The organism is Haloarcula amylolytica, from assembly GCF_049705545.1.
Classification (GTDB): Archaea; Halobacteriota; Halobacteria; order Halobacteriales; family Haloarculaceae; genus Haloarcula; species Haloarcula amylolytica_B.
Window position 1 is genome coordinate 930,413 of the sequence record NZ_JBNAMU010000001.1, and the last position, 18,685, is coordinate 949,097.

Consider the following 18,685-nt stretch of genomic DNA (forward strand, 5'->3'; position numbering starts at 1 on the left):
AATAGAGGCATCACTGTCCAACATACTGTTTTAGCGGCAATACAGTTCTATTTCTCCCGAAAATCGCTGGTCGCGCGGCGGGGTTCGTTCCCTTCGGTCACGTCACCCAGCCGCGCGACCAGGGGGAACCCGGAAAGTGAGTTTCCGGGTTCCCCTTAGTCGTGTGGCTAAGGCCACTTCTCCAAAATACACCGCAAATAATTTTGCCAAAGCTACGAGCGTTCTAATCTTCTGATATTATTTCGTTGTCTAATTGTTTATTCTTTTCAGTTATATTCGTTTCTGACTGATTATATACAGTTAGGTACTCTCGGATAATTAGTGCAAGTACACTTTGGCAAAGATTAGCAAACTGGCGTGGACTTGGCTCTTTTCCATCGATCTGTTCGAATCTGTGATCCTCAATTATTTCTTCTAACGATTTCCCGCCGTGTACAATCTCGCTTCTTGAAAAGTAGATATTATCTATCAGGTTCCAGAGGTCGTCTTTCGAAAACCTGACTTCTTCACCAATCAACTCATAGCTCCTAAGTTTCAAGCGAAATAAAATTGAGTTTTGAGTCCCTAGATCCTTGAGAATAGTTGATTCCATACCAATTACGCTATCTACTACGACATCCTCATAGCTCTGTTTTTGAAACGTCCCTCGATACCGTCTAATCGGTTCGCTGAAAATATCGTTAGAATCTGTGAGTAGAACTTCTGCATGGGCCTCCCAGAACTCCTGAAACGCAGGTATTTCATCGGCAGATAGCACATAATCCTCTGTCGGTCTTGGAGTCTGATTTACGTAGTCGCTTGGACTACTTCCAACGGGATCGAAACAAAAATTTCTATAGTACAACGGGCCCTTTTGTTGTGCGTATGTCTTTCCATAATCTACAACTTTGTATAATTTAAACAACCGTAGGGCGGTCACAACTGCCTTTGTAATTTCTGCCTCGGTAACAAATGAAGGACGAGTAATAGCTTTGATTCGGACACAGTAATCAAGATCTGCCTCGTGAATCCCAGAGTCTGACAATAAATCCCAGTTGTGCGTTGTGTATATTGAAGCTATTTCATATATATTCGGTGGAGTGATCTCAATTTTTTCTATTCTATCATCCCATTGGTAACCATCCAAATGTATATTTGAGTACAATTCAAACGATTCGGATGATCTGAAATTAACTAGTGGTGAGACATATCTTTGCATTGTTGGAATCTCTTCCGAAGGAAATACTGTCTCCGCATATGCACGATTAAAATCATTCTGATCAATCTCGTAACTACCAGCATACTTTACTGCGGAAGCAGCAACACGCTTGAGCAATTCAATATATGCCTCACGCTTTTGATCTCTGTCTGGTTCCTCAATACTTTCATCCAAATGGAAATACTGTCTGTGTATGTCAAAAGACATATATTCCTCAATTCTTATGCTATCCGAAGAAATCATATATTCAACAATCTCGGTCACGATTCCGATTTCCGAATCCGGGCTGTTGTTGTATTCTGGCGATATAGTGCGTTCTGGGACCGGGATCTCGACCCGATCTATATCGCCTTCATCGACTGGTTTGTATATTTCTGTAGTTTTATTCGATTTAGATATATTCTCAATTATAGCATCTACTGCTAGTTTGATTTTTTCCTTTAATTCAAAATCTTCTGAAACATCGAATAAGCTCATAAAGTACAAAATAGTCTGGTTATTCAAAATTCTTCTTCAATGATGGCCTTCACCCGTTTATCGTCTTGATCGCATTTTAATTCTGATCCGTTTTGTAACTCTTTGCTCAACAAATGTGTTGTAGCGGTTGCTTTTGATGGTCATTCAATTTCTCCACCTTGCGCACATCATATATACATACTCCTTTTCTCCGGTTGCGTCTACAGATGTGGTTTGAGAGGATGACTACGAGAGCGTACGCTACGGGCCAATTAAGAGAGTACGCCGGGGGGATGGTTGTTGTTGGTACTTCTTGATTCAATTGCTGTCGGTCGATTTGGTGTTGACAGAGACCAACCCCTCCCTGTCAAGTTCCTGTTAGACGTTGATGACTTTCGGGAATCAGGCAAAATGGACGATTTGAAACAAAGTTTTGACCAATCCGGTGTTTGGGATTCGTATTTTTCGGCGAACTGTCCACGGCTGATCTTAGACCGTTCACGACCTACTTTTTGCTGATGTGTCGTCCCGGTTGGATCATGTCAGGAACCCAGCGACAAACGCCGAAGGGAAACACCAAGGTTTCGTCGGGAGACGATGGAACGAAAACCTGCCAGAACTGCGGGAGTCACGTCTCCCGCAAGTTCAGACGGATCTTCGGAGATCGGGAGAACGTTGCCCACCGATGCTACGACTGTGATTCGAACACGCGCCTGTATCGAGGAAGTGCAGCTGAGAAAGACGTGGATCGAGCGGACCCACGAAATCGAGATCGCCAGTCAGCTGACTACGAACGGAACTGGCGGACGAGTTCGAACAACTGACTGCCCTTTCTCTGATGCGACCCCTCGGGGTCACAACTCGAAGACCGCGCTTGATGCGATATGCACACAAGTGCTGAAGGGATGTGTGCATATTTCGAGCCTAGAGAGAAGATCAAAGGGATCCCTCGGAAATCTGGGCAGTGGGCTCATCTCTATTTATCAGTAATCCACTTTGAGCTTCTTGAGTAGAACGGAATTTTACCTTCGTGTTCACGAGCAAAGAACATATATTATTAGTAACCTTTGAGCTAGATTCCACTACTATAACTGGTCAATTTTGAGAATGTGTTATGTGATACCGGATATTTAGCATTGATATGACAGATAAGGTAGTTTCCATTGAAGAGATTCCCATCGAGGAGATGCCCGGAGTTGAGGAATATTTAGAGGCAATGGGCGAAGATGGCTTGAAACAAATGTTGGAGATGGTTAATGATTTCTCTGAAGAATTCCGGAATGAATGGAGTAGAATCAGAGCTCGCAACCATAATCCGGGTCAGAAAGGCGATGCTTTTCAAGATACGTTGAAAGAGTTTTTAGAATTATATTTTTCATCAGTAATCGAATTTAGAACAGGATGTTCGTTAATGGATTCTGAACTTCGGTGTTTTAAGGAGTTTACTGGGGGTGGGAATGAATTTGATGTTGTAGGCTCATTTAGAACTGCTATTCCCCACGTAGTTTTTGAAGAGGCCGGTATGTACTGGATTCCATATGCTGGTGTCGCTCTTTTATGTGAAGTAAAGTCTAAATTAAATAAACAGGCACTAGATCACGACTTAGAGAAACTGGACACTTTAGCCAGATTGCGTGAGAATCCTAAAGACCGATTTGGTGTCTCCTTTGCTTCAGGGAATACGGTGAACCACCAGTTACATTGTCTGGTTTATGATGCCGCTGAGATTAATGAGCAAACTCGACAAGAACTCCTCTATGAATATCCAGAGGCTTGGGATCTAATACTGTTAGTTGATGAAGATAAGTTATTGCTCAATTCAACCCTGCCTGTGGCAGAGAGAATCTATGGAGGAAATGGAAGTGATGATGCTGAATTCAGGATGTGTCATATAAATAATGGTTTATTGTGGTTCATCATTTCATTGACTGCATCTATGCCACAACCAGCTCTGGTTAACACTACAGCACCACTAGTAAAAATGGCCACATTTCTAGGAACCTCTATTTCTGGCGGATATTTTAAACAACAGTCAAATTAATCACTCATCGCTCAACTGAAGGTCTTCGGCCTCAAGATCACCCGCGAGATAATCACGGCCTCTCTGTGTGATCGAGTAGTAGCTACCGTCGTCGACTGCCACGAGTTCCGCATCGACGAGCTTCGACAGACGCCGGGAAACCCACGAGCGTGAGTAGTCGAGATTTTTCGCGAGTACGGCAGGCGAGAGTTCGAGATCGGATTCGTCGAGGAGATCGAGAAGCCGGTCGTCGGTCTGGTTCATCCACTCCACCCGTGGGCGCATAGTCCAAGAATCAAGCGGCGGTACATAACCGTTTGTGGTGGCTGACGGTCCCGTCGTAAATAAATACGTATCAGTAACGATTTCGTGAAGTAGATTTAAGTTAGGGTGGTTCATTGGTACGACGCGAGAGCGCACATCGGTCTATCGAGGGAGCAGGAAGGTAGGGGAAGGAGTCGAGTACCGACGAGCCACCGTCGGCCGGTGTGTCGCTCGTAAGAGCGAACACATGACAAACACAGATGGACGCCAGCATAAGTCAGGTAACAGAGAAGTCCGTCCGAATCACGGTTTCACTTTCACCCGCAGTATAGCGAATATTGGAGGGACGGGGCGGTGTTCCGTTCACTTTCACCCCCCGTACAAGGATTTCCTCTTTTATACCCCATTCCGTCAGTCCGGATTGGGTATGTCGGGTAAGGAAGCCGTCCGAATAGAGAGTCGAAGCGACAGATGGCGATTCGTGTGTCCCCGAGGTCACCGCGACTGGGAGCCCACCAATCACCACTTCTGGTGTGCTGCCTGCGCTCGCCGCGATGATGTCGACGGCGTGTTCTACAAACTGCACGACCGCCGTGACGACCGGTTGCTGGAACGCGAGCAGGTGCGATTGGTGACCCCGTACGGTCCCTACGATCCAGAGATTGATCGGGAGGGATCGACGTGAGTGCGGAGTTGGAACCGCTTGCACCGGAGGAAGCGGTGGATCTGTATCTCGAATCCAGAGATGATGCCGCAGAAAATACCCTCGAAGGTCAGTACTACCGTCTACGTGCGTTCCTCGCTTGGTGCGACGAAGAGGGTATTGCGAACCTCAACGAACTGTCCGGCCGCGACCTGTACGCCTACCGCGTCTGGCGGCGGGAGGGTGGCTACTCCAACGAGGAACTGAAGACGGTCACACTCCGCGGCGACTTGGCAACCCTCCGGGCGTTCCTCCGTTTCTGCGCGAAGATCGACGCGGTATCTGAGGAGTTGTATGACCAGGTGCCGCTACCCCGGATGAACAACGGGGAAGACGTTAGCGAATCCACGCTCGACCCCGACCGCGCCGTGGAGATCGTCGATTGGTTGGAGCGATACGAGTACGCGAGTCGGCGGCACGTCATCGTCCTGTTGCTCTGGCACACTGGGTGCCGTGTGGGGGAGCTTCGTGCGCTCGACTTGGGCGACGTGGATCTGGACGGGAACCGGCCCCGCGCCGATGGACCGGCGATTCATTTTGTGCATCGGCCGGAGTCGGGAACGCCGCTCAAGAATCAGGAGAACAGCGAGCGGTGGAACGCGATCAGCGCCCATGTCGCTCAGGTGTTGGATGATTACATCGAGGGGAAACGCAAGGCGGTGACTGACGAGCATGGCCGTACCCCGCTGATTACGACGCGGAACGGCCGGGTGTCGGTGTCGGCCTGTCGGGATACGCTCTATCGCGTCACGCGACCGTGCTGGCGCGGTGAGGGGTGTCCGCATAACCGCGACCCGGAGGAGTGTGAGGCAACCCATTATTCGAAGATGAGCCAGTGCCCGTCGGCGCGATCTCCCCATGACGTCCGGAGTGGGAGGGTGACTGCCCACCGCTTGGCAGACGAGGATCGTACGCTCGTGTCTGATCGGATGAACGCGAGTGAGGATGTTCTGGATAAGCACTACGACCGGCGTAGCCAGCGCCAGAAGGCAGAGCAGCGACGGAACCTATTCGACCTATGAGTTCAGACAAGTTCACTACCGAGAGATACAGGCAGGAGAATACCCCACGTCGGGGAGGGCGGACTTGGTTTTCAGCCGAACTATGGCTGATAGCGTACGCCACGTATTTGTTGTCCAGCTACTTTTGACGTTGGACCTCGGTTTCTCACGAGCGGTGGGAAAAACATGTTGTTTGACCAAGTGAATGGCAATACAAGCGATATGAAGATTACAACATCCACTGCTGAGCGGGTTACTGACCATATGTCCGGATCACAGTCTTGTGGTTATCTACCTATTGTGGGACTGCTGACCGACGTAGGAGAGTAATAGTATCGGTGAGTGATCTATTTTCGGATTGAATGACTCTCCCATCCGAGAATTATAAGAAGCCAAAAGTCAACTCTGTATCGTAGGATATTATGGCCGAAAACCCAATCCAGGTCTGTCACGTCGTGAACGCTGTCGGACCAACTAGTATCCCCGCAGATATAGCAGTAGAGTTACAGCAATCCACAGACATCCAAATCGGTGTTTTATCTTGGTTTGATACAACAGATTTCAAACAAATGGAGTGCATCGATCTCTATAGTGCCAACCCACCACAGACCTCAATTGGGATAAACACTCAGATCATAAAAAAAGTACAGAATATCCTTTCAGAATTTGATATCGTTCACACTCACCATCCGCATTCAGGAGCTTTCGGTAAAATTATTGGCTCAAATGTTGGTAAGAAAATAGTCACGACTGAGCATAATAATCATAAGGGTTACTCTCGCAAGGGACGGATTCTGAATGGGCTTACAAACTCACTTTCCGATGTAATCACCTGTGTGTCGCAGTCAGTTTACGATTCGTTTCGCTGGTGGGAAAAAAGAATCATATCCTCTCAAGATATAGAAGTTGTCTATAATGGCATTGATATTGATAAGATAGCCTCGGCGACGAATGTTGGAACGTCAACATATGATCATATAAATGTGAATGCCGACAGACATCTTATCGGTATCAGCGCGATGCACACCGAACAAAAAGCACACGATGTACTACTCCGAGCGATTTCCGAGTTACATTCGCAGGGGTACAATATCGACCTCGTGATAACCGGAACAGGGCCTTTAGAGGACTCTCTAAAACGTCTAGCCAAGAACGAAGGCATTGAAAATCACGTCCACTTTCTTGGTCTTATTGAACAAAATAGACTTTATCGATTACTATCAGATGTGGACATATATGTAATGCCGTCTCGCTGGGAAGGATATTGTGTAGGCGTCGCCGAAGCTATGGCACTTGGCACCCCTTGTGTCCTCTCAGATATCGATGTTTTCAAAGAGGTCTACGGCGACTGTGCGTTATATCACTCCGTAGATGACTTTAATGGGTTAGCGGCAACGATTGAACTATTACTATCAGATGAAACTCTGCAAAATAAACTTTCGGCGTGTGGCAGTAACCTTATCCAATCACGGTACCAAATCGAAGACGTTGCTGCTCGGTATGAATCGTTGTACAGGCATCTCGTCTGAGGATTCGTTAGTTGCTGTCACGGAATCAGAAATAGCATTCAATCTTCTATGAGAGTTCCTACCGGGGAGATCGTGTTTCGGAACCGATGTAACGGAAATCGATTTTCGTAAATAATCTACGGTGAAATCGGTTTTATATTGTGCGAAATAGAGATCTGGTGTAGTGCACCCACGTTTCTGGGTCACCAACTATCATCTTCGCAACTCAATGAAAGCCAATTAATTAACCGATGTCTGTTATTTTTTACGCTACGGTTCTCGCCAAAACGGGGTTGATGGATCATCTCTGGCATCACGGCAAGATGTCCGATTGCCATGCTTGTGCCTTCCAGCGGCTCAGCCTGGAGCGTAACTGTATTTTTTCATCTGCGCCCCGTCTGACTGGAGACGGTCAGCCGGTGAGCGTAACCGGACGTTCGGCGGCGAGCATGATGTCCTGAGTGGTGCTCCCGAGGAGGACGTTCGTGATACCCGAACGCTTGCGTCCGCCCATAACGATGCTATCGGCATCGCGGTCCGTTGCGGCGTCGAGTATCTTCGAACCGACTTCGCCGCCGACAGCGACGCGTTCGACGGAAATGCCCTCCGCTTCCAGGTGCTCGGCGGCAGTGACAGCGGCGTCGACATCCTCGAACTCGTGCGGTGGAGCCCCCTTGTAATCCTGGTGTGGGAACACGAAGAGGACCGTTGCTTCGACTGATTGGGGGGCATTGGGAAGAGCGGCCAAGTATTCAGCCTGGTTCCGTGCTCGCTCTTCGCTCGTATCGACCGGGACGAGTACTTGCCGTATCCCTTCGCCGAGCACGACGCTCTCGCCCGTGATCGTGACTGGTCTGTCGGCCGAGAGCAACACGTCCTGTGCAGTGCTACCGAGCAAGACTTTCGAGACGCCCGACCGCTTGCGTCCGCCGACAACGATCTCATCACTGTCCAGTTCAGTCGCGGTACGGACGATCTGTTGGGCAACGCCGCCGTCGTCAACCGTTCGACTCACGGAGACGCCGGCTGCTTCCAGTTGATCGGCTGCCTGGACGGCGGCGTCTATGTCGTCGAACTCCACCTCGTCGGCATCGGCGAATTCGTCGGGCGGCATCACGTAGAGCACTGTCGCCTCGACGGTTTCAGTGGCATCCGGGAGCTGTGAAACGTATGTCGCTTGGTTGGACGCGCGCGCCTCGTCCCTGTCGACGGGTATGAGTACACTGTACATCACACATAGACATGTTACCTCAACTGAATTAAACTGTGTTACAAATTCTCACAGGCTAAGAAAACCAGTTTGGCCGGTCCTATCGACCGACTGGACGGCGTGAATCGTACCGCTGGGACGCGCTCGAAGCAGTAGATGCCACGGGTCTCGAAACAGAGCAACAAACGATGGGGTCGCGAGGTCTGTGGAAGTTGAATCCGGCAGAATCTCGAACTGAACTGCCGGTGTCGGCTCGGCGTGGCGTCAGAACCGCTCGCTCATCGCCGCCAGTCCGGCGTCCACGTCCACGGTCGCGCCCTGCTCCCCAAGTGCGTTGCCCAGCGCTGCAAGCAGGTAGCTGACGTTCTGCCGTCGGGCCGAATGGCCCATACAGCCGATGCGCCAGATGTCGCCCTCCAGTGCGCCCAGGCCGCTGGCGATCTCGAGGTCGTACTCGTCCAGCAGGTGCTGGATGACTGCGCCGTCGTCGACGCCGTCGGGCACGCGGACGGTGTTCAGACTCGGGAGCCAGAAGTCCTCGGGGGCGTTCATCTCCAGCCCCATGCCCTCGACGCCGGCTTTCAGCGCGCCAGCGACGCGCAGGTGGCGGTCCCAGCGGTCTTCGATGCCTTCCTCGGCGACGAGTCGAAGCGCTTCACGGAGGGCATACACGTTCGTAATCGGGGCCGTGTGATGGTAGGCACGCTCCTCGCCCCAGTACCCTTCCAGCAAGGAGATGTCCAGATACCACGAGCGGGCCTCGGACTCGCGGGAGAGGACCTTGTCCATCGCGTCGTCGTTGAGCGTGAGCGGGCTCGCACCCGGCGGACAGGAGAGGCACTTCTGCGGGCCGGAGTAGGCAACGTCGATGCCCCACTCGTCGACGCGGAGTTCGACGCCACCCAGCGAAGTCACGCTGTCGGCGATGACCAGGGCGTCGTTCGCGTGGGCGATATCGGTTAGCTCGGGCACCGACGGCTGGAGGACGCCGGTGCTGGTCTCGGCGTGGACGAACCCGAACACGTCCGGACTGTGTTCGTCGAAGGCGTCTTCGACCGCCGCCGGGTCGAGCGGCTGGCCCCAGGGGGCGTCGACGGTGACGACATCGCCGCCGGCTCGCTCGGCCATGCTCGCCATCCGGCCGCCGAAGTAGCCGTTCGTCGGGACGAGCATCGTATCGCCCGGCTCGACGACGTTTCCGATGGCCGCCTCCATCGCCGCGGAGCCGGTCCCGGAGACCGGAATCGTCCACTTGTTGTCCGTTCGGAACGTGTACCGGAGGAGGTCCTGGACCTCCTCCATGATCTCGATGAACGAGGGGTCGAGATGGCCGACCAGCGGCGTGCTCATCGCCTTGAGCACACGCGGGTGCACGTCGCTCGGGCCGGGACCCATCAGCGTTCGGTCCGGCGGTGTCAACTCACCGACAGCAGGTGGTTCGTCCATACCCTGTGTTACCCGGTGTGTGGGTTTTAAATTCCGTGGTCAGGGCTCTCTGGTCAGCGTCGAGGGCGGCCCCACAACTTCGCTGGGGCGGCAACTCTCTCGTTTCAAAAATATCGCCCAAGTATCACGTTTGTGTTGCCAGTCACCAGCGGACACCACCCTCTCCCATAATCGTAACCGCAAGACGGCACCGATATGAAGCGCATGAACGATCTGCCCTGTTTTTACTCTCGTACTGCGAAGGTAGCGTGTGGTCGTCGATGGGATTGTTCGATAACGCCGTGTCCCCTGGGGAGGAACCGAGACGCCGGTACACCTGTCTGGTCTGCCAGGCGTCGTTCGACGTTCAGTACCACTCGTGTCCGGACTGCGGTGCGTACGACATCCGCCGGACGAAGTGGCTCACGTAGCCCCCGGCGTCCACGTTGGCACGTCCACCGGACTGCCTGCTATCGGGCTACACTGCCCTTTTTTGTTCAGGTTGTTGCCGCGTACCACAGCCACCAAGTGACCGCCGACGGTACGGCCGTATGTGAACCGACGACAGTTAGGTACGACGGGGTATGACGTGACAGATGTCGGACTGGGCACCTGGAACATCGGTGGCGACTGGGGCGACGTCTCCGAGGAGGAGGGCCGAGAGACGGTCCGGACCGCGCTCGATGCGGGCGTCGATTTCATCGATACCGCCGACGTGTACGGCGACGGCTTCAGCGAGCAGCGCATCGGCGAAGTGCTAGACGAACGCGAAGTCCGCGACGAGGTGACCGTCGCGACGAAGGCCGGCCGCCGGCTCGACCCACATACGGCTGACCGCTACAACTACGACAACCTCTCCGAGTACGTCGACCGCTCGCGGGAGTACCTCGGGACCGACACGCTCGAACTCCTGCAACTGCACTGCCCGCCGACTGACGCCTATTACCAGCCAGAGACGTTCGACGCCCTTGCGCGGCTGAAAGACGAAGGGAAGGTCGATCACTACGGTGTCAGCGTCGAACGCGTCGAGGAAGCACTGAAAGCTATCGAGTATCCCGGCGTCGAGACTGTCCAGATAATCTTCAACATGTTCCGCCAGCGACCCGCGGAGCTGTTCTTCGAAGAGGCCAAGCGCCGCGACATCGGCGTCATCGTCCGTGTCCCGCTGGCCTCCGGACTCCTGACTGGCAAGCTCTCCCGGGACATGGAGTTCCCCGAGAACGACCACCGGAACTTCAACATCGAGGGCGAGGCGTTCGACCGCGGCGAAACCTTCGCCGGCCTCCCGGTCGACGCGGGCTTCGATGCCGTCGACGAGCTCCGCGAGCACGTCCCCGAGCGGATGACGATGGCCCAGATGGCGTTGCGCTGGATCCTGGACCACGACGCGGTGTCGACTGTCATCCCCGGCTCGACCAACCCGGACCACGTCCAAGCGAACGCAGCGGTCAGCGAGATGGACCCGCTCTCGAATCAGGTCCACGGCGCGGTGCGAGACATCTACGAGGAGTACGTCTTTGATGACGTCCACCATCGCTGGTAGTCGCCGCTTCACCGACGTATCTGATCTCATATATTTTTTATAGTGGTAGCGCACGACTGAAGCAGTAGAATCAGGTTCAGAATTTTACTGCGAAATGCGTTACAGTGCTTGGATTACTATACTAAACCTGACTGTTTGGGTGGCGGTATACATACGAACACAGACAGTTTCCGGATATCGTCGTATCAGAATACGGTAACGAGTCTGACGAGCTATCGACTGTGCCGCGCCTCGCACTAGCAACTGCCTCTCGGCCGTCGGCGGACGCCGGGCCCATGCCTGCCATCGCAGGCGTGCGCTCTATTCCCGTGGCTCTTGATCCACGCACTGTGAGTCCAGTTCAGCTATCGGTTACACTCCGTTTCACCGGAACGCGCCCCCAACCTCGGTGAGTGGTTATCGTAACCGGGCGCGAGATCGCCCGGACGGTTCGCGAGGAAAACGTCCCGTTCGTGGCGGCCAGTATCGCCTACTACGCGATTGCCTCTACCGTTCCGCTGCTCGCGCTCGGGCTTGTCGAACTCGGGACCTACCTTCGTCGCCGCAAGTACTCTACACGGAACGACTAACGCCGCCAGCGACGCGACAGGCCTTTCGGTCAGTCGAAGCCGTCGAAGTCGACGAACAGTACATCTTCGACGAGGGCGTCAGTCGCGCGTCTGAGTCGCTCGGAGGCCGCCTGGTGTGTGATGCCCAGCTCGTCGGCGAGTTCCGCCAGGCTCACCTCGCGGGGCACCTCGAAGTAGCCGCGGTCGGATGCCTCGGCGAGGATTTCGTACTGGGCGGACGTGAGTCCGTAGCGGCCCGCGGGGTCTTCGTCAAGTTCCCGTATCGTCGACACCCTGAACGCGAGGTTGTGCTCCTCACAGAAGTCGTGAGTCTGGGAGAACAGCGACCGGCGCGGATACAAAACGCGCAGTTTCCAGGCAGTCCCCTGGCCCACAGCATCGAGAATCGTCGCCTCTGAGTTGGTGAGCATCTGGACGATAAGGTCGACGTGGTCGATCCATTCCATCCTGAACAGCCACTCGTCCTCGAAGTCGCCCAGTAGTTCGACGTTGTCGACGGTGGGGTCGGCTCCGAGTGTCTGCTCGATGTCCTCGCGCCGACTCCCGCGGACCCACAGCATCGGCATGAGTGCGTCGTCACCGCTCGTAACGATCCGCTCAATCTCGAACTGCAGCTCCGGCAACTGCTCCAGCGAATGATTGAGCGCGAGGTCGCTGGCGGGAACCGTCCCGGAGACGATGGTGGGCATGGATACCAGAACTGCGAGTGGCACGCTGGTATGTCTTTTCGTTGACTCGTACCGATCCGAAGTCACGCGACTGTATCGATCCGCTCCGGCGGCTGCGTGTGCAAGCACGCCGGTGATGCTTGTCACGCCGGTAGCGAGGACTGCAATGTCCACGATCCAACTGACCGACGACGACATCGGCAAGACAGTTGTCACGAGTACTGGTGACGAGGTCGGCATCGTCAGCGGGTACAGATACGGTACTGCCTACGTCGACCCGGACCCCGGGCTGAAAACGACGCTCCTGACGAAACTCGGCTGGGAAGACACTACCGACGATGACGGCTACCCGCTGCAGACCGACGCTGTCGATACGATTACCGAGGAACAGATCCGACTCAGTTCGGACCTGTAGGTGACGTGGTTCAGGAGTCGGGGTATCGCACCGCGACTGATTCCTCGCGTCTGATTCTGACTAACGAGGCCGTGGCGGGCTTCTCTCCGCTCGTTCCGTCAGCCGTTACTTGACCATCGACTCACAGACCTCGGCACATTCCGAAAGGACCTCCGCGCAGGTACGCCAGTGGTCGTGGTCGTGCTGTCGACATTCCTCGGCACACTCCCGACAGACCGTCGCACAGAGTCCGGCCAGCGCTTCTCGGTGCGCGGACCCACGTGCGAGGAGTTTGCAGTGGAGGGATGCGACGTCCGTCACGTCACGACAGTGGCGAACACACTCAGTCATGCCGTCGAGTCCCGCACACTCGTCGGCACACCACTCACACACTTCGACTGCTTGCCGACACAGCTCCAGACACTCGCGTTCGCGCTTGCTCAGATGCGTTGCCTCGGTGAGGGGTTGTGACATTGCAGTTGCTGCTACCGTCTGGTCACCCACGAGACTGTAGCTTGCATGCGAAAGTCGGCAGTTGGTTTCACAGTTGAACCCGGGCTGTCGATGCGCTTCGACGGGTTCGATTCGAGCAATAAGACGCTGAGCGGCCGTATCGAGAACCAATGCCGGGTGGGCAAACCCGGCGTGAAACCGTCCCGTACAGGGGAGCGTGGGACGGTTGGCGTCGGGAGAGTACGAGCACGCACTGTGCTCGCATGCAGTCCTCCGTGCTATCCGATGTTTGTTATACAGCTCTTTACGCGGTGGCATTCGACGGACTGAGCGGCAGGCGGACACTACCGAGCTTCGTTCGACCCGGACGGAAGCACGTCGCCGTTGGCCGCCGCAACTGGTGTTTCGGCCGGCGCTGTGTCCACGACTTCAGCCGTTACTGTCCGTTTGCAACGCACTAGCCAACCGCTACCGGCCGGGATACACCGCGTGGTGGACCACTAGCCTTCCCGACGCGGGACGAGTCGGTCCACGGCAGACATGCCGCAGTGGCTCTTATTCCTCCGTGGTTAGTTTCGGACCGGGCTTCCAGGTGTTGCCTTCGAGAACAACAAGGTCGTAGCGTTCGAGCACCTGGAGCGTGTCGACGACCGCCTGGGCGTCGAAGGAGACGGTCATATCCTCGGGCAGTTGCTGGGCAATTGCACTGCGTGTCCCACCGTCCATCCGAACCACTGTGTCAAGCAACTGTTCGAGGTCGTCGAGCAGCGAGACGAGCGACGTCGACCCCTCGTCCTCTGTGGCCAGTTTCGACATGACTTCGTCGTAATTACCCGATATCTCCATCGATACGGACACGGCCTCGTCTTCTATGTCTTCTTCGTCTCCCATAGGAACAAATATGTGCATACTTGTAGAAATATGTTTCTATATCTGGAGCAACGTGTGTATCTAGCGGTCGTTTCTCTGCAAAATAGCAGTCAATAAGTGTTTGCAAAACCGGGAGGTGTGGTACTGGAAACGTAAAATATATTCACGAAATACTGCAAATGGGTATATATTAGGAGATAACGATACAAAGAAATAAATATGAATACAAAAAAGCGGATTTAGAGGGCTTTTGACCACAATCGACATTACAATACCGCAAGGTGGAAGCTACCGGCACGACCGGGCAAACGCTTAATTGAAGCCCGGCCTCAGATCCTATATGATTGATTACCTCGGTCTCGAAGGCGATCTCGGCGAGGAAGAGCGGATGGTCCGTGACACGGCACGGGAGTTCGTCGAGAACGAAGTCAGGCCGGACGTCGGGCAGCACTGGCTCGACGGGACGTTCCCGACGGAGCTTATCGCCGAGATGGGCGACCTCGGGTTCTACGCACCGACCCTCGACGGGTACGGGCTGCCGGGACTCAGCGAGACAGCCTACGGTCTCCTGATGCAGGAACTGGAGGCCGGTGACAGCGGCCTGCGCTCGATGGCCAGCGTCCAGGGCGCGCTCGTCATGTACCCGATTCACGCCTACGGCAGCGACGCCCAGAAGGAAGAGTGGCTGCCGGCGCTGGGCAGCGGCGAGCAGGTTGGCTGTTTCGGCCTGACCGAGCCTGAACACGGATCGAATCCCTCGGCGATGGAGACGACGGCCGAGCGCGACGCCGACGGCTACGTCCTGAACGGCTCGAAGACGTGGATCACGAACGCGCCCATCAGCGACCTCGCGCTGGTCTGGGCGAAGGTCACGTCCGCCGACGGCGACCCCGTTCGGGGCTTTCTGGTCGAGACCGACCGCGACGGCGTCACGACGAACGAGATCGACGAGAAGCTCTCGCTGCGCGCATCCATCACGGGCGAGATCAGCCTGCAGAACGCCCGCGTCCCCGAGGCGAACGTCCTGCCGGGCGTCGAGGGGATGAAGGGGCCGCTGTCCTGTCTCACGCAGGCCCGCTACGGCATCGCCTGGGGGACGGTCGGGGCCGCGATGGACTGTTTCGAGACCGCCCGCGAGTACGCCACCGACCGCGAGCAGTTCGGGAAACCAATCGCCGGCTACCAGCTCCAGCAGGAGAAACTCGCGGAGATGGCGACGCAGATATCCCTCGGTCAGCTGCTCGCCCACCGGCTCGCCGACCTGAAGGAGCGGGGGGACCTTCGCCCCGAGCAGGTGTCGATGGCCAAGCGCAACAACGCGCGGATGGCCCGCGAGCAGTCCCGGGTGGCCCGCGAGATGCTCGGTGGCAACGGCATCACGGCCGATTACTCCCCGATGCGGCACCTGACGAACCTCGAAACCGTTTATACCTACGAAGGCACCCACGACATCCACTCGCTCATCGTCGGGCACGACCTGACCGGCATCCCGGCGTTCGAGTAGCGTGGTCCTGGCTACGGACGCCGCGCGGATGCGCCTGTGTCGCCCTCAGATAGGATCGCACGGTCGTCCGTGACTGCCCTCGAACTGAGCCCAACTTCTATTATGTAGCCGGACACAGGACAGGCCATGCCACAGCTTAGCGCGGCTGACATCGAACAGCTCCGGGCTCAGTTCGACCGACAACTCGAAGTCGGACTGCATCACGGCGCACAGTTGGCGGTGTACGTCGACGGCGATCTCGTCATCGATTTCGCCGGCGGCGTCACGGGTCCCGAGGGCGACGAGACGACGGTCGAGACGCGGCATCTCCTGTTTTCCTGCACGAAGCCGTTCGCCGGCGTCGGCCTGCACCAACTCGTCGAGCAGGGCGACCTCGACTACGACGACCGGGTCGTCGAGCACTGGCCCGAGTTTGCCGACGAAGGGACACAGAAAGCGTCGATCACAGTCCGGCAGGTGCTCAGCCACACCGCCGGCATCCCCTTTGGAGAGTTCGACGACCAGCCCGAGCGATGGGGCGACTGGGACGCCGTCGTTGCGGCGATGGAAGACATCGACCCCGTCTTCGAGCCCGGAACGACCCCGGCGTATCACGCCATCAACTACGGCTGGCTGGTCGGCGAACTCATCCGCCGCTGTAGCGGCCAGCCGGTCGAGGAGTACGTCGCGGAGCACGTGTTCGAGCCGCTGGGGATGGACAACACCGGTATCGGGCTCCGCGAGGACGAACCCGACGACGTGGCCACCCTGGCCGGCTACGAGGAGTTCGAGCGCTGTCGCGATATCGACGAAGGGCTCGAAGACCCCGCCGCAGCGTACGCCGCGGCGTTCAATCAGGAAGCGACTCACCGGGCGGTGATTCCAGCGGCGAACGGCATCGGCACTGCCCGGGACATGGCCCGGTTCTACGCCTGTCTCGCAAACGGCGGGTCGCTGGACGGGACGCAACTGCTGACCGAAGCGACCGTCGACGAAGCGACCACGACCCACGCCGAAACCGAGTCCGACGGCACACTGTCGCGCCCGGCCCGGTACGGACTTGGCCTCTGGACTGGCGGACTGGCCGCCGACATGTTCGGGGCCGCCAGCCGCGAGCGCATGTTCGGCCACGCCGGCCTCGGGAGTTCGTTCGGATGGGGCGACCCCGAACTGAACGTCGGGTTCGCGCTCGTCACGAACGGCATCCGCGAGGAGTCGTTCGAACACGCCGCTCGCGTCGGCCAGCTTTCCGACGCCGTCCGGCTGCTGTTACAGGACTGAACGCGGCGTTCTGGGGCGTATTGGCAGGCGTTCTACCCCTTTGGAACGATACTCGTGTACCCAGCCGCGGTGGCACCGGGCGACCCCGGTTTTTGTATGGCTTGCCGCTAATCCTCCGATATGAACTTCCCCGACCGAGGCGACGTGGACCACCTCATTGACCCACAGCCGTTGCCGGGCTTCGCTCGCGTCCGGTACGAGCCGGAGACGGCCGCCGTCGACGACCCGTCGGCAGCGGCGCGGACCGAACTCGACCGGCTCGACTTCGACGGGCTGGAACCGGGTGCGACTGTCGCCGTCGCCGTCGGCAGCCGCGGCATCCACCGCATCGGTGATATCGCCGAGGCCGTCGTTGAGGCGATTCACGACCGGGGCTTCGACCCGGTCGTCGTCCCGGCGATGGGGAGTCACGGCGGGGCGACGCCGGAGGGCCAGCGCGAGGTGCTGGAGAGCCTGGGAATCACGGCATCGCGCCTCGATGCCCCCATCGACGCCCGGATGGACACCACGCAGGTCGACACGGTCACTGTCGGTGACACCGAACTCCCGGTCCACGTTTCGGTGGCGGCACAGGAAACGGATGCCGTGGTCGTCGTGAACCGGGTGAAGCCCCACACCAACTACAGCGGTCGCATCGAGAGCGGTCTGACGAAGATGACCGTCGTCGGGCTGGGCAAACAACACGGTGCGAAAGCGTTCCACTCGACAGCTATCAAAGAGGGATACGTCGAGACACTCGAAACCGCGCTCCCGGTCGTCGAAGCAGCGCTGCCGCTGGTCGGCGGCGTGGCGCTGATCGAGAACTTCCACGAGGAGACGGCGCATGTCGAAGCGATTCCGGCGGGCTCGTTCACCGACCGCGAGCCAGCGCTGCTGGAGCAGGCCTACGACGAGATGGCGACGCTGCCGGTCGACGATATCGACCTGCTCGTCGTCGACGAGCTCGGGAAGGACGTCTCCGGCGCGGGGATGGACACGAACGTGATCGGTCGCTACCGCGTCCTCAACGCGCCGGACCCCGACGAGCCGGCGATCAAACTGCTGTACGCCCGCGGGCTCACCGAGGCGACGAAGGGCAACGGCAACGGCATCGGGCTGGCGGACATCACCCGCCAGGCCGCGGTCGACCAGTTGGACCTGCAGAAGACGTACGCGAACGCGCTCACCAGCGGGTCGACAGCGAAGGCGAAGCTCCCGCTCGTCGCGCCGGACGACGAGTTCGCCGTCCGGACGGCCCTGTCAGCGCTCGGTGGCTACGATCCCGACACCGTTCGAATCGTCTGGATACAGAGCACGCAGGACCTGTCCCCGCTCCACGTCTCCGAGCCGCTTGTCGAAGACCTGCCGACCGCCGCCGAAGTCACCGACCGCGAATCGCTTACCTTCACCGACGGCACAGCGTCGTTCACCCGAGACTGACTCCGGGTGATGACGGCCGCCGTCATGCCCCTGGAACAATTTCTAACAACTGTACATTCGTTTCTCTGACCGAACCGTGTCGGCGTGCTCGAATGAGTGACCGAGATAACACCGGGCCGAACCGGTACAAGAGCTGAAGCAGCGCTGAGCTATGGAGATATAGCATTACTCTACGCCAAATTGGGATTTCTTATAGTCTATCTAATTCTATATATGCCAT

19 protein-coding genes are annotated in these 18,685 nt (G+C 56.6%); 12 read left to right on the forward strand and 7 right to left on the reverse strand.

What is annotated here, in order from left to right; genetic code table 11:
* Nucleotides 1–223: 223 nt before the first annotated feature.
* Complete coding sequence (locus ACOZ4H_RS05015) at nt 224–1,675, reverse strand: hypothetical protein (RefSeq protein WP_424328260.1); 1,452 nt, start codon at nt 1,673–1,675, stop codon at nt 224–226.
* 518 nt (nt 1,676–2,193) lie between these two features.
* Here ACOZ4H_RS05015 and ACOZ4H_RS05020 point away from each other — a divergent pair.
* Together ACOZ4H_RS05020 and ACOZ4H_RS05025 are read left to right on the forward strand one after the other, a co-directional pair.
* Nucleotides 2,194–2,478, forward strand: coding sequence for a DUF7563 family protein (locus ACOZ4H_RS05020; protein ID WP_424328261.1), 285 nt, complete (start codon nt 2,194–2,196; stop codon nt 2,476–2,478).
* Nucleotides 2,479–2,795: 317 nt separating this feature from the next.
* A complete protein-coding gene (locus ACOZ4H_RS05025; RefSeq protein WP_424328262.1) occupies nt 2,796–3,695 on the forward strand; it encodes a DUF6602 domain-containing protein in 900 nt (299 codons plus the stop codon).
* Here ACOZ4H_RS05025 and ACOZ4H_RS05030 read toward each other — a convergent pair whose 3' ends face one another.
* Complete coding sequence (locus tag ACOZ4H_RS05030; protein ID WP_424328263.1) at nt 3,696–3,959, reverse strand: helix-turn-helix domain-containing protein; 264 nt, start codon at nt 3,957–3,959, stop codon at nt 3,696–3,698.
* 406 nt (nt 3,960–4,365) lie between these two features.
* Between ACOZ4H_RS05030 and ACOZ4H_RS05035 the strand changes: the two genes are divergently transcribed.
* From ACOZ4H_RS05035 to ACOZ4H_RS05045, 3 genes are all read left to right on the forward strand, one after another.
* Nucleotides 4,366–4,623 carry a hypothetical protein gene (locus ACOZ4H_RS05035; protein WP_424328264.1) on the forward strand — a complete coding sequence of 86 codons (258 nt, stop codon included), beginning with the start codon at nt 4,366–4,368 and terminating at the stop codon, nt 4,621–4,623.
* Entirely contained in the window at nt 4,620–5,663 is a 1,044-nt protein-coding gene (locus tag ACOZ4H_RS05040) for a tyrosine-type recombinase/integrase (RefSeq protein ID WP_424328265.1), read from the forward strand. Before ACOZ4H_RS05035 ends, ACOZ4H_RS05040 begins: the two co-directional genes overlap by 4 nt.
* Before the next feature lie 401 nt (nt 5,664–6,064).
* Nucleotides 6,065–7,171 carry a glycosyltransferase family 4 protein gene (locus ACOZ4H_RS05045; protein WP_424328266.1) on the forward strand — a complete coding sequence of 369 codons (1,107 nt, stop codon included), beginning with the start codon at nt 6,065–6,067 and terminating at the stop codon, nt 7,169–7,171.
* A gap of 391 nt (nt 7,172–7,562) precedes the next feature.
* Here ACOZ4H_RS05045 and ACOZ4H_RS05050 read toward each other — a convergent pair whose 3' ends face one another.
* Nucleotides 7,563–8,381, reverse strand: a complete 819-nt coding sequence (locus ACOZ4H_RS05050; protein WP_424328267.1) for a universal stress protein — start codon at nt 8,379–8,381, stop codon at nt 7,563–7,565.
* A 243-nt stretch (nt 8,382–8,624) separates the two neighbouring features.
* Nucleotides 8,625–9,806: a pyridoxal-phosphate-dependent aminotransferase family protein gene (locus ACOZ4H_RS05055; RefSeq protein ID WP_424328268.1), complete on the reverse strand. Its 1,182-nt coding sequence runs from the start codon at nt 9,804–9,806 to the stop codon at nt 8,625–8,627.
* 260 nt (nt 9,807–10,066) lie between these two features.
* Between ACOZ4H_RS05055 and ACOZ4H_RS05060 the strand changes: the two genes are divergently transcribed.
* The 3 genes from ACOZ4H_RS05060 (at nt 10,067) to ACOZ4H_RS05070 (ending at nt 11,897) form a co-directional block, all read left to right on the forward strand.
* On the forward strand, nt 10,067–10,216 hold the full coding sequence (locus tag ACOZ4H_RS05060) for a hypothetical protein (RefSeq protein ID WP_023843402.1): 150 nt from the start codon (nt 10,067–10,069) through the stop codon (nt 10,214–10,216).
* A gap of 122 nt (nt 10,217–10,338) precedes the next feature.
* Nucleotides 10,339–11,328, forward strand: coding sequence for an aldo/keto reductase (locus tag ACOZ4H_RS05065; RefSeq protein WP_424328269.1), 990 nt, complete (start codon nt 10,339–10,341; stop codon nt 11,326–11,328).
* A 392-nt stretch (nt 11,329–11,720) separates the two neighbouring features.
* A complete protein-coding gene (locus ACOZ4H_RS05070) occupies nt 11,721–11,897 on the forward strand; it encodes a hypothetical protein (protein WP_424328270.1) in 177 nt (58 codons plus the stop codon).
* Nucleotides 11,898–11,926: 29 nt separating this feature from the next.
* Here ACOZ4H_RS05070 and ACOZ4H_RS05075 read toward each other — a convergent pair whose 3' ends face one another.
* Nucleotides 11,927–12,586, reverse strand: coding sequence for a helix-turn-helix domain-containing protein (locus ACOZ4H_RS05075; RefSeq protein ID WP_424328271.1), 660 nt, complete (start codon nt 12,584–12,586; stop codon nt 11,927–11,929).
* A gap of 145 nt (nt 12,587–12,731) precedes the next feature.
* On the opposite strand from ACOZ4H_RS05075, the gene ACOZ4H_RS05080 reads away from it, so the two are divergent.
* Nucleotides 12,732–12,980 (forward strand): PRC-barrel domain containing protein, encoded by a 249-nt coding sequence (locus ACOZ4H_RS05080; RefSeq protein WP_424328272.1) that lies wholly within the window; start codon nt 12,732–12,734, stop codon nt 12,978–12,980.
* Between the two features lie 105 nt (nt 12,981–13,085).
* Here the strand turns inward: ACOZ4H_RS05080 and ACOZ4H_RS05085 are convergent, their stop codons facing one another.
* Nucleotides 13,086–13,433 (reverse strand): four-helix bundle copper-binding protein, encoded by a 348-nt coding sequence (locus ACOZ4H_RS05085; protein WP_424328273.1) that lies wholly within the window; start codon nt 13,431–13,433, stop codon nt 13,086–13,088.
* 534 nt (nt 13,434–13,967) lie between these two features.
* On the reverse strand, nt 13,968–14,303 hold the full coding sequence (locus ACOZ4H_RS05090) for a hypothetical protein (protein WP_011223975.1): 336 nt from the start codon (nt 14,301–14,303) through the stop codon (nt 13,968–13,970).
* 319 nt (nt 14,304–14,622) lie between these two features.
* On the opposite strand from ACOZ4H_RS05090, the gene ACOZ4H_RS05095 reads away from it, so the two are divergent.
* The 3 genes from ACOZ4H_RS05095 (at nt 14,623) to ACOZ4H_RS05105 (ending at nt 18,465) form a co-directional block, all read left to right on the forward strand.
* On the forward strand, nt 14,623–15,786 hold the full coding sequence (locus ACOZ4H_RS05095; RefSeq protein ID WP_424328274.1) for an acyl-CoA dehydrogenase family protein: 1,164 nt from the start codon (nt 14,623–14,625) through the stop codon (nt 15,784–15,786).
* 126 nt (nt 15,787–15,912) lie between these two features.
* Nucleotides 15,913–17,046: a serine hydrolase domain-containing protein gene (locus ACOZ4H_RS05100; RefSeq protein ID WP_424328275.1), complete on the forward strand. Its 1,134-nt coding sequence runs from the start codon at nt 15,913–15,915 to the stop codon at nt 17,044–17,046.
* Between the two features lie 120 nt (nt 17,047–17,166).
* On the forward strand, nt 17,167–18,465 hold the full coding sequence (locus tag ACOZ4H_RS05105; protein ID WP_424328276.1) for a DUF362 domain-containing protein: 1,299 nt from the start codon (nt 17,167–17,169) through the stop codon (nt 18,463–18,465).
* The last annotated feature ends 220 nt before the right edge of the window (nt 18,466–18,685 follow it).

Excerpts from the sequence above, each read along its gene's own strand:
- ACOZ4H_RS05095 (WP_424328274.1), top strand. The coding sequence starts at position 14,623 with ATGATTGATTACCTCGGTCTCGAAGGCGATCTCGGCGAGGAAGAGCGG.
- ACOZ4H_RS05100 (WP_424328275.1), top strand. The coding sequence starts at position 15,913 with ATGCCACAGCTTAGCGCGGCTGACATCGAACAGCTCCGGGCTCAGTTC.
- ACOZ4H_RS05080 (WP_424328272.1), top strand. The coding sequence starts at position 12,732 with ATGTCCACGATCCAACTGACCGACGACGACATCGGCAAGACAGTTGTC.
- ACOZ4H_RS05030 (WP_424328263.1), bottom strand. The coding sequence starts at position 3,959 with ATGCGCCCACGGGTGGAGTGGATGAACCAGACCGACGACCGGCTTCTC.
- ACOZ4H_RS05090 (WP_011223975.1), bottom strand. The coding sequence starts at position 14,303 with ATGGGAGACGAAGAAGACATAGAAGACGAGGCCGTGTCCGTATCGATG.
- ACOZ4H_RS05050 (WP_424328267.1), bottom strand. The coding sequence starts at position 8,381 with ATGTACAGTGTACTCATACCCGTCGACAGGGACGAGGCGCGCGCGTCC.
- ACOZ4H_RS05055 (WP_424328268.1), bottom strand. The coding sequence starts at position 9,806 with ATGGACGAACCACCTGCTGTCGGTGAGTTGACACCGCCGGACCGAACG.
- ACOZ4H_RS05035 (WP_424328264.1), top strand. The coding sequence starts at position 4,366 with ATGTCGGGTAAGGAAGCCGTCCGAATAGAGAGTCGAAGCGACAGATGG.
- ACOZ4H_RS05085 (WP_424328273.1), bottom strand. The coding sequence starts at position 13,433 with ATGTCACAACCCCTCACCGAGGCAACGCATCTGAGCAAGCGCGAACGC.
- ACOZ4H_RS05060 (WP_023843402.1), top strand. The coding sequence starts at position 10,067 with ATGGGATTGTTCGATAACGCCGTGTCCCCTGGGGAGGAACCGAGACGC.
- ACOZ4H_RS05020 (WP_424328261.1), top strand. The coding sequence starts at position 2,194 with ATGTCAGGAACCCAGCGACAAACGCCGAAGGGAAACACCAAGGTTTCG.
- ACOZ4H_RS05045 (WP_424328266.1), top strand. The coding sequence starts at position 6,065 with ATGGCCGAAAACCCAATCCAGGTCTGTCACGTCGTGAACGCTGTCGGA.
- ACOZ4H_RS05105 (WP_424328276.1), top strand. The coding sequence starts at position 17,167 with ATGAACTTCCCCGACCGAGGCGACGTGGACCACCTCATTGACCCACAG.
- ACOZ4H_RS05015 (WP_424328260.1), bottom strand. The coding sequence starts at position 1,675 with ATGAGCTTATTCGATGTTTCAGAAGATTTTGAATTAAAGGAAAAAATC.
- ACOZ4H_RS05075 (WP_424328271.1), bottom strand. The coding sequence starts at position 12,586 with ATGCCCACCATCGTCTCCGGGACGGTTCCCGCCAGCGACCTCGCGCTC.
- ACOZ4H_RS05025 (WP_424328262.1), top strand. The coding sequence starts at position 2,796 with ATGACAGATAAGGTAGTTTCCATTGAAGAGATTCCCATCGAGGAGATG.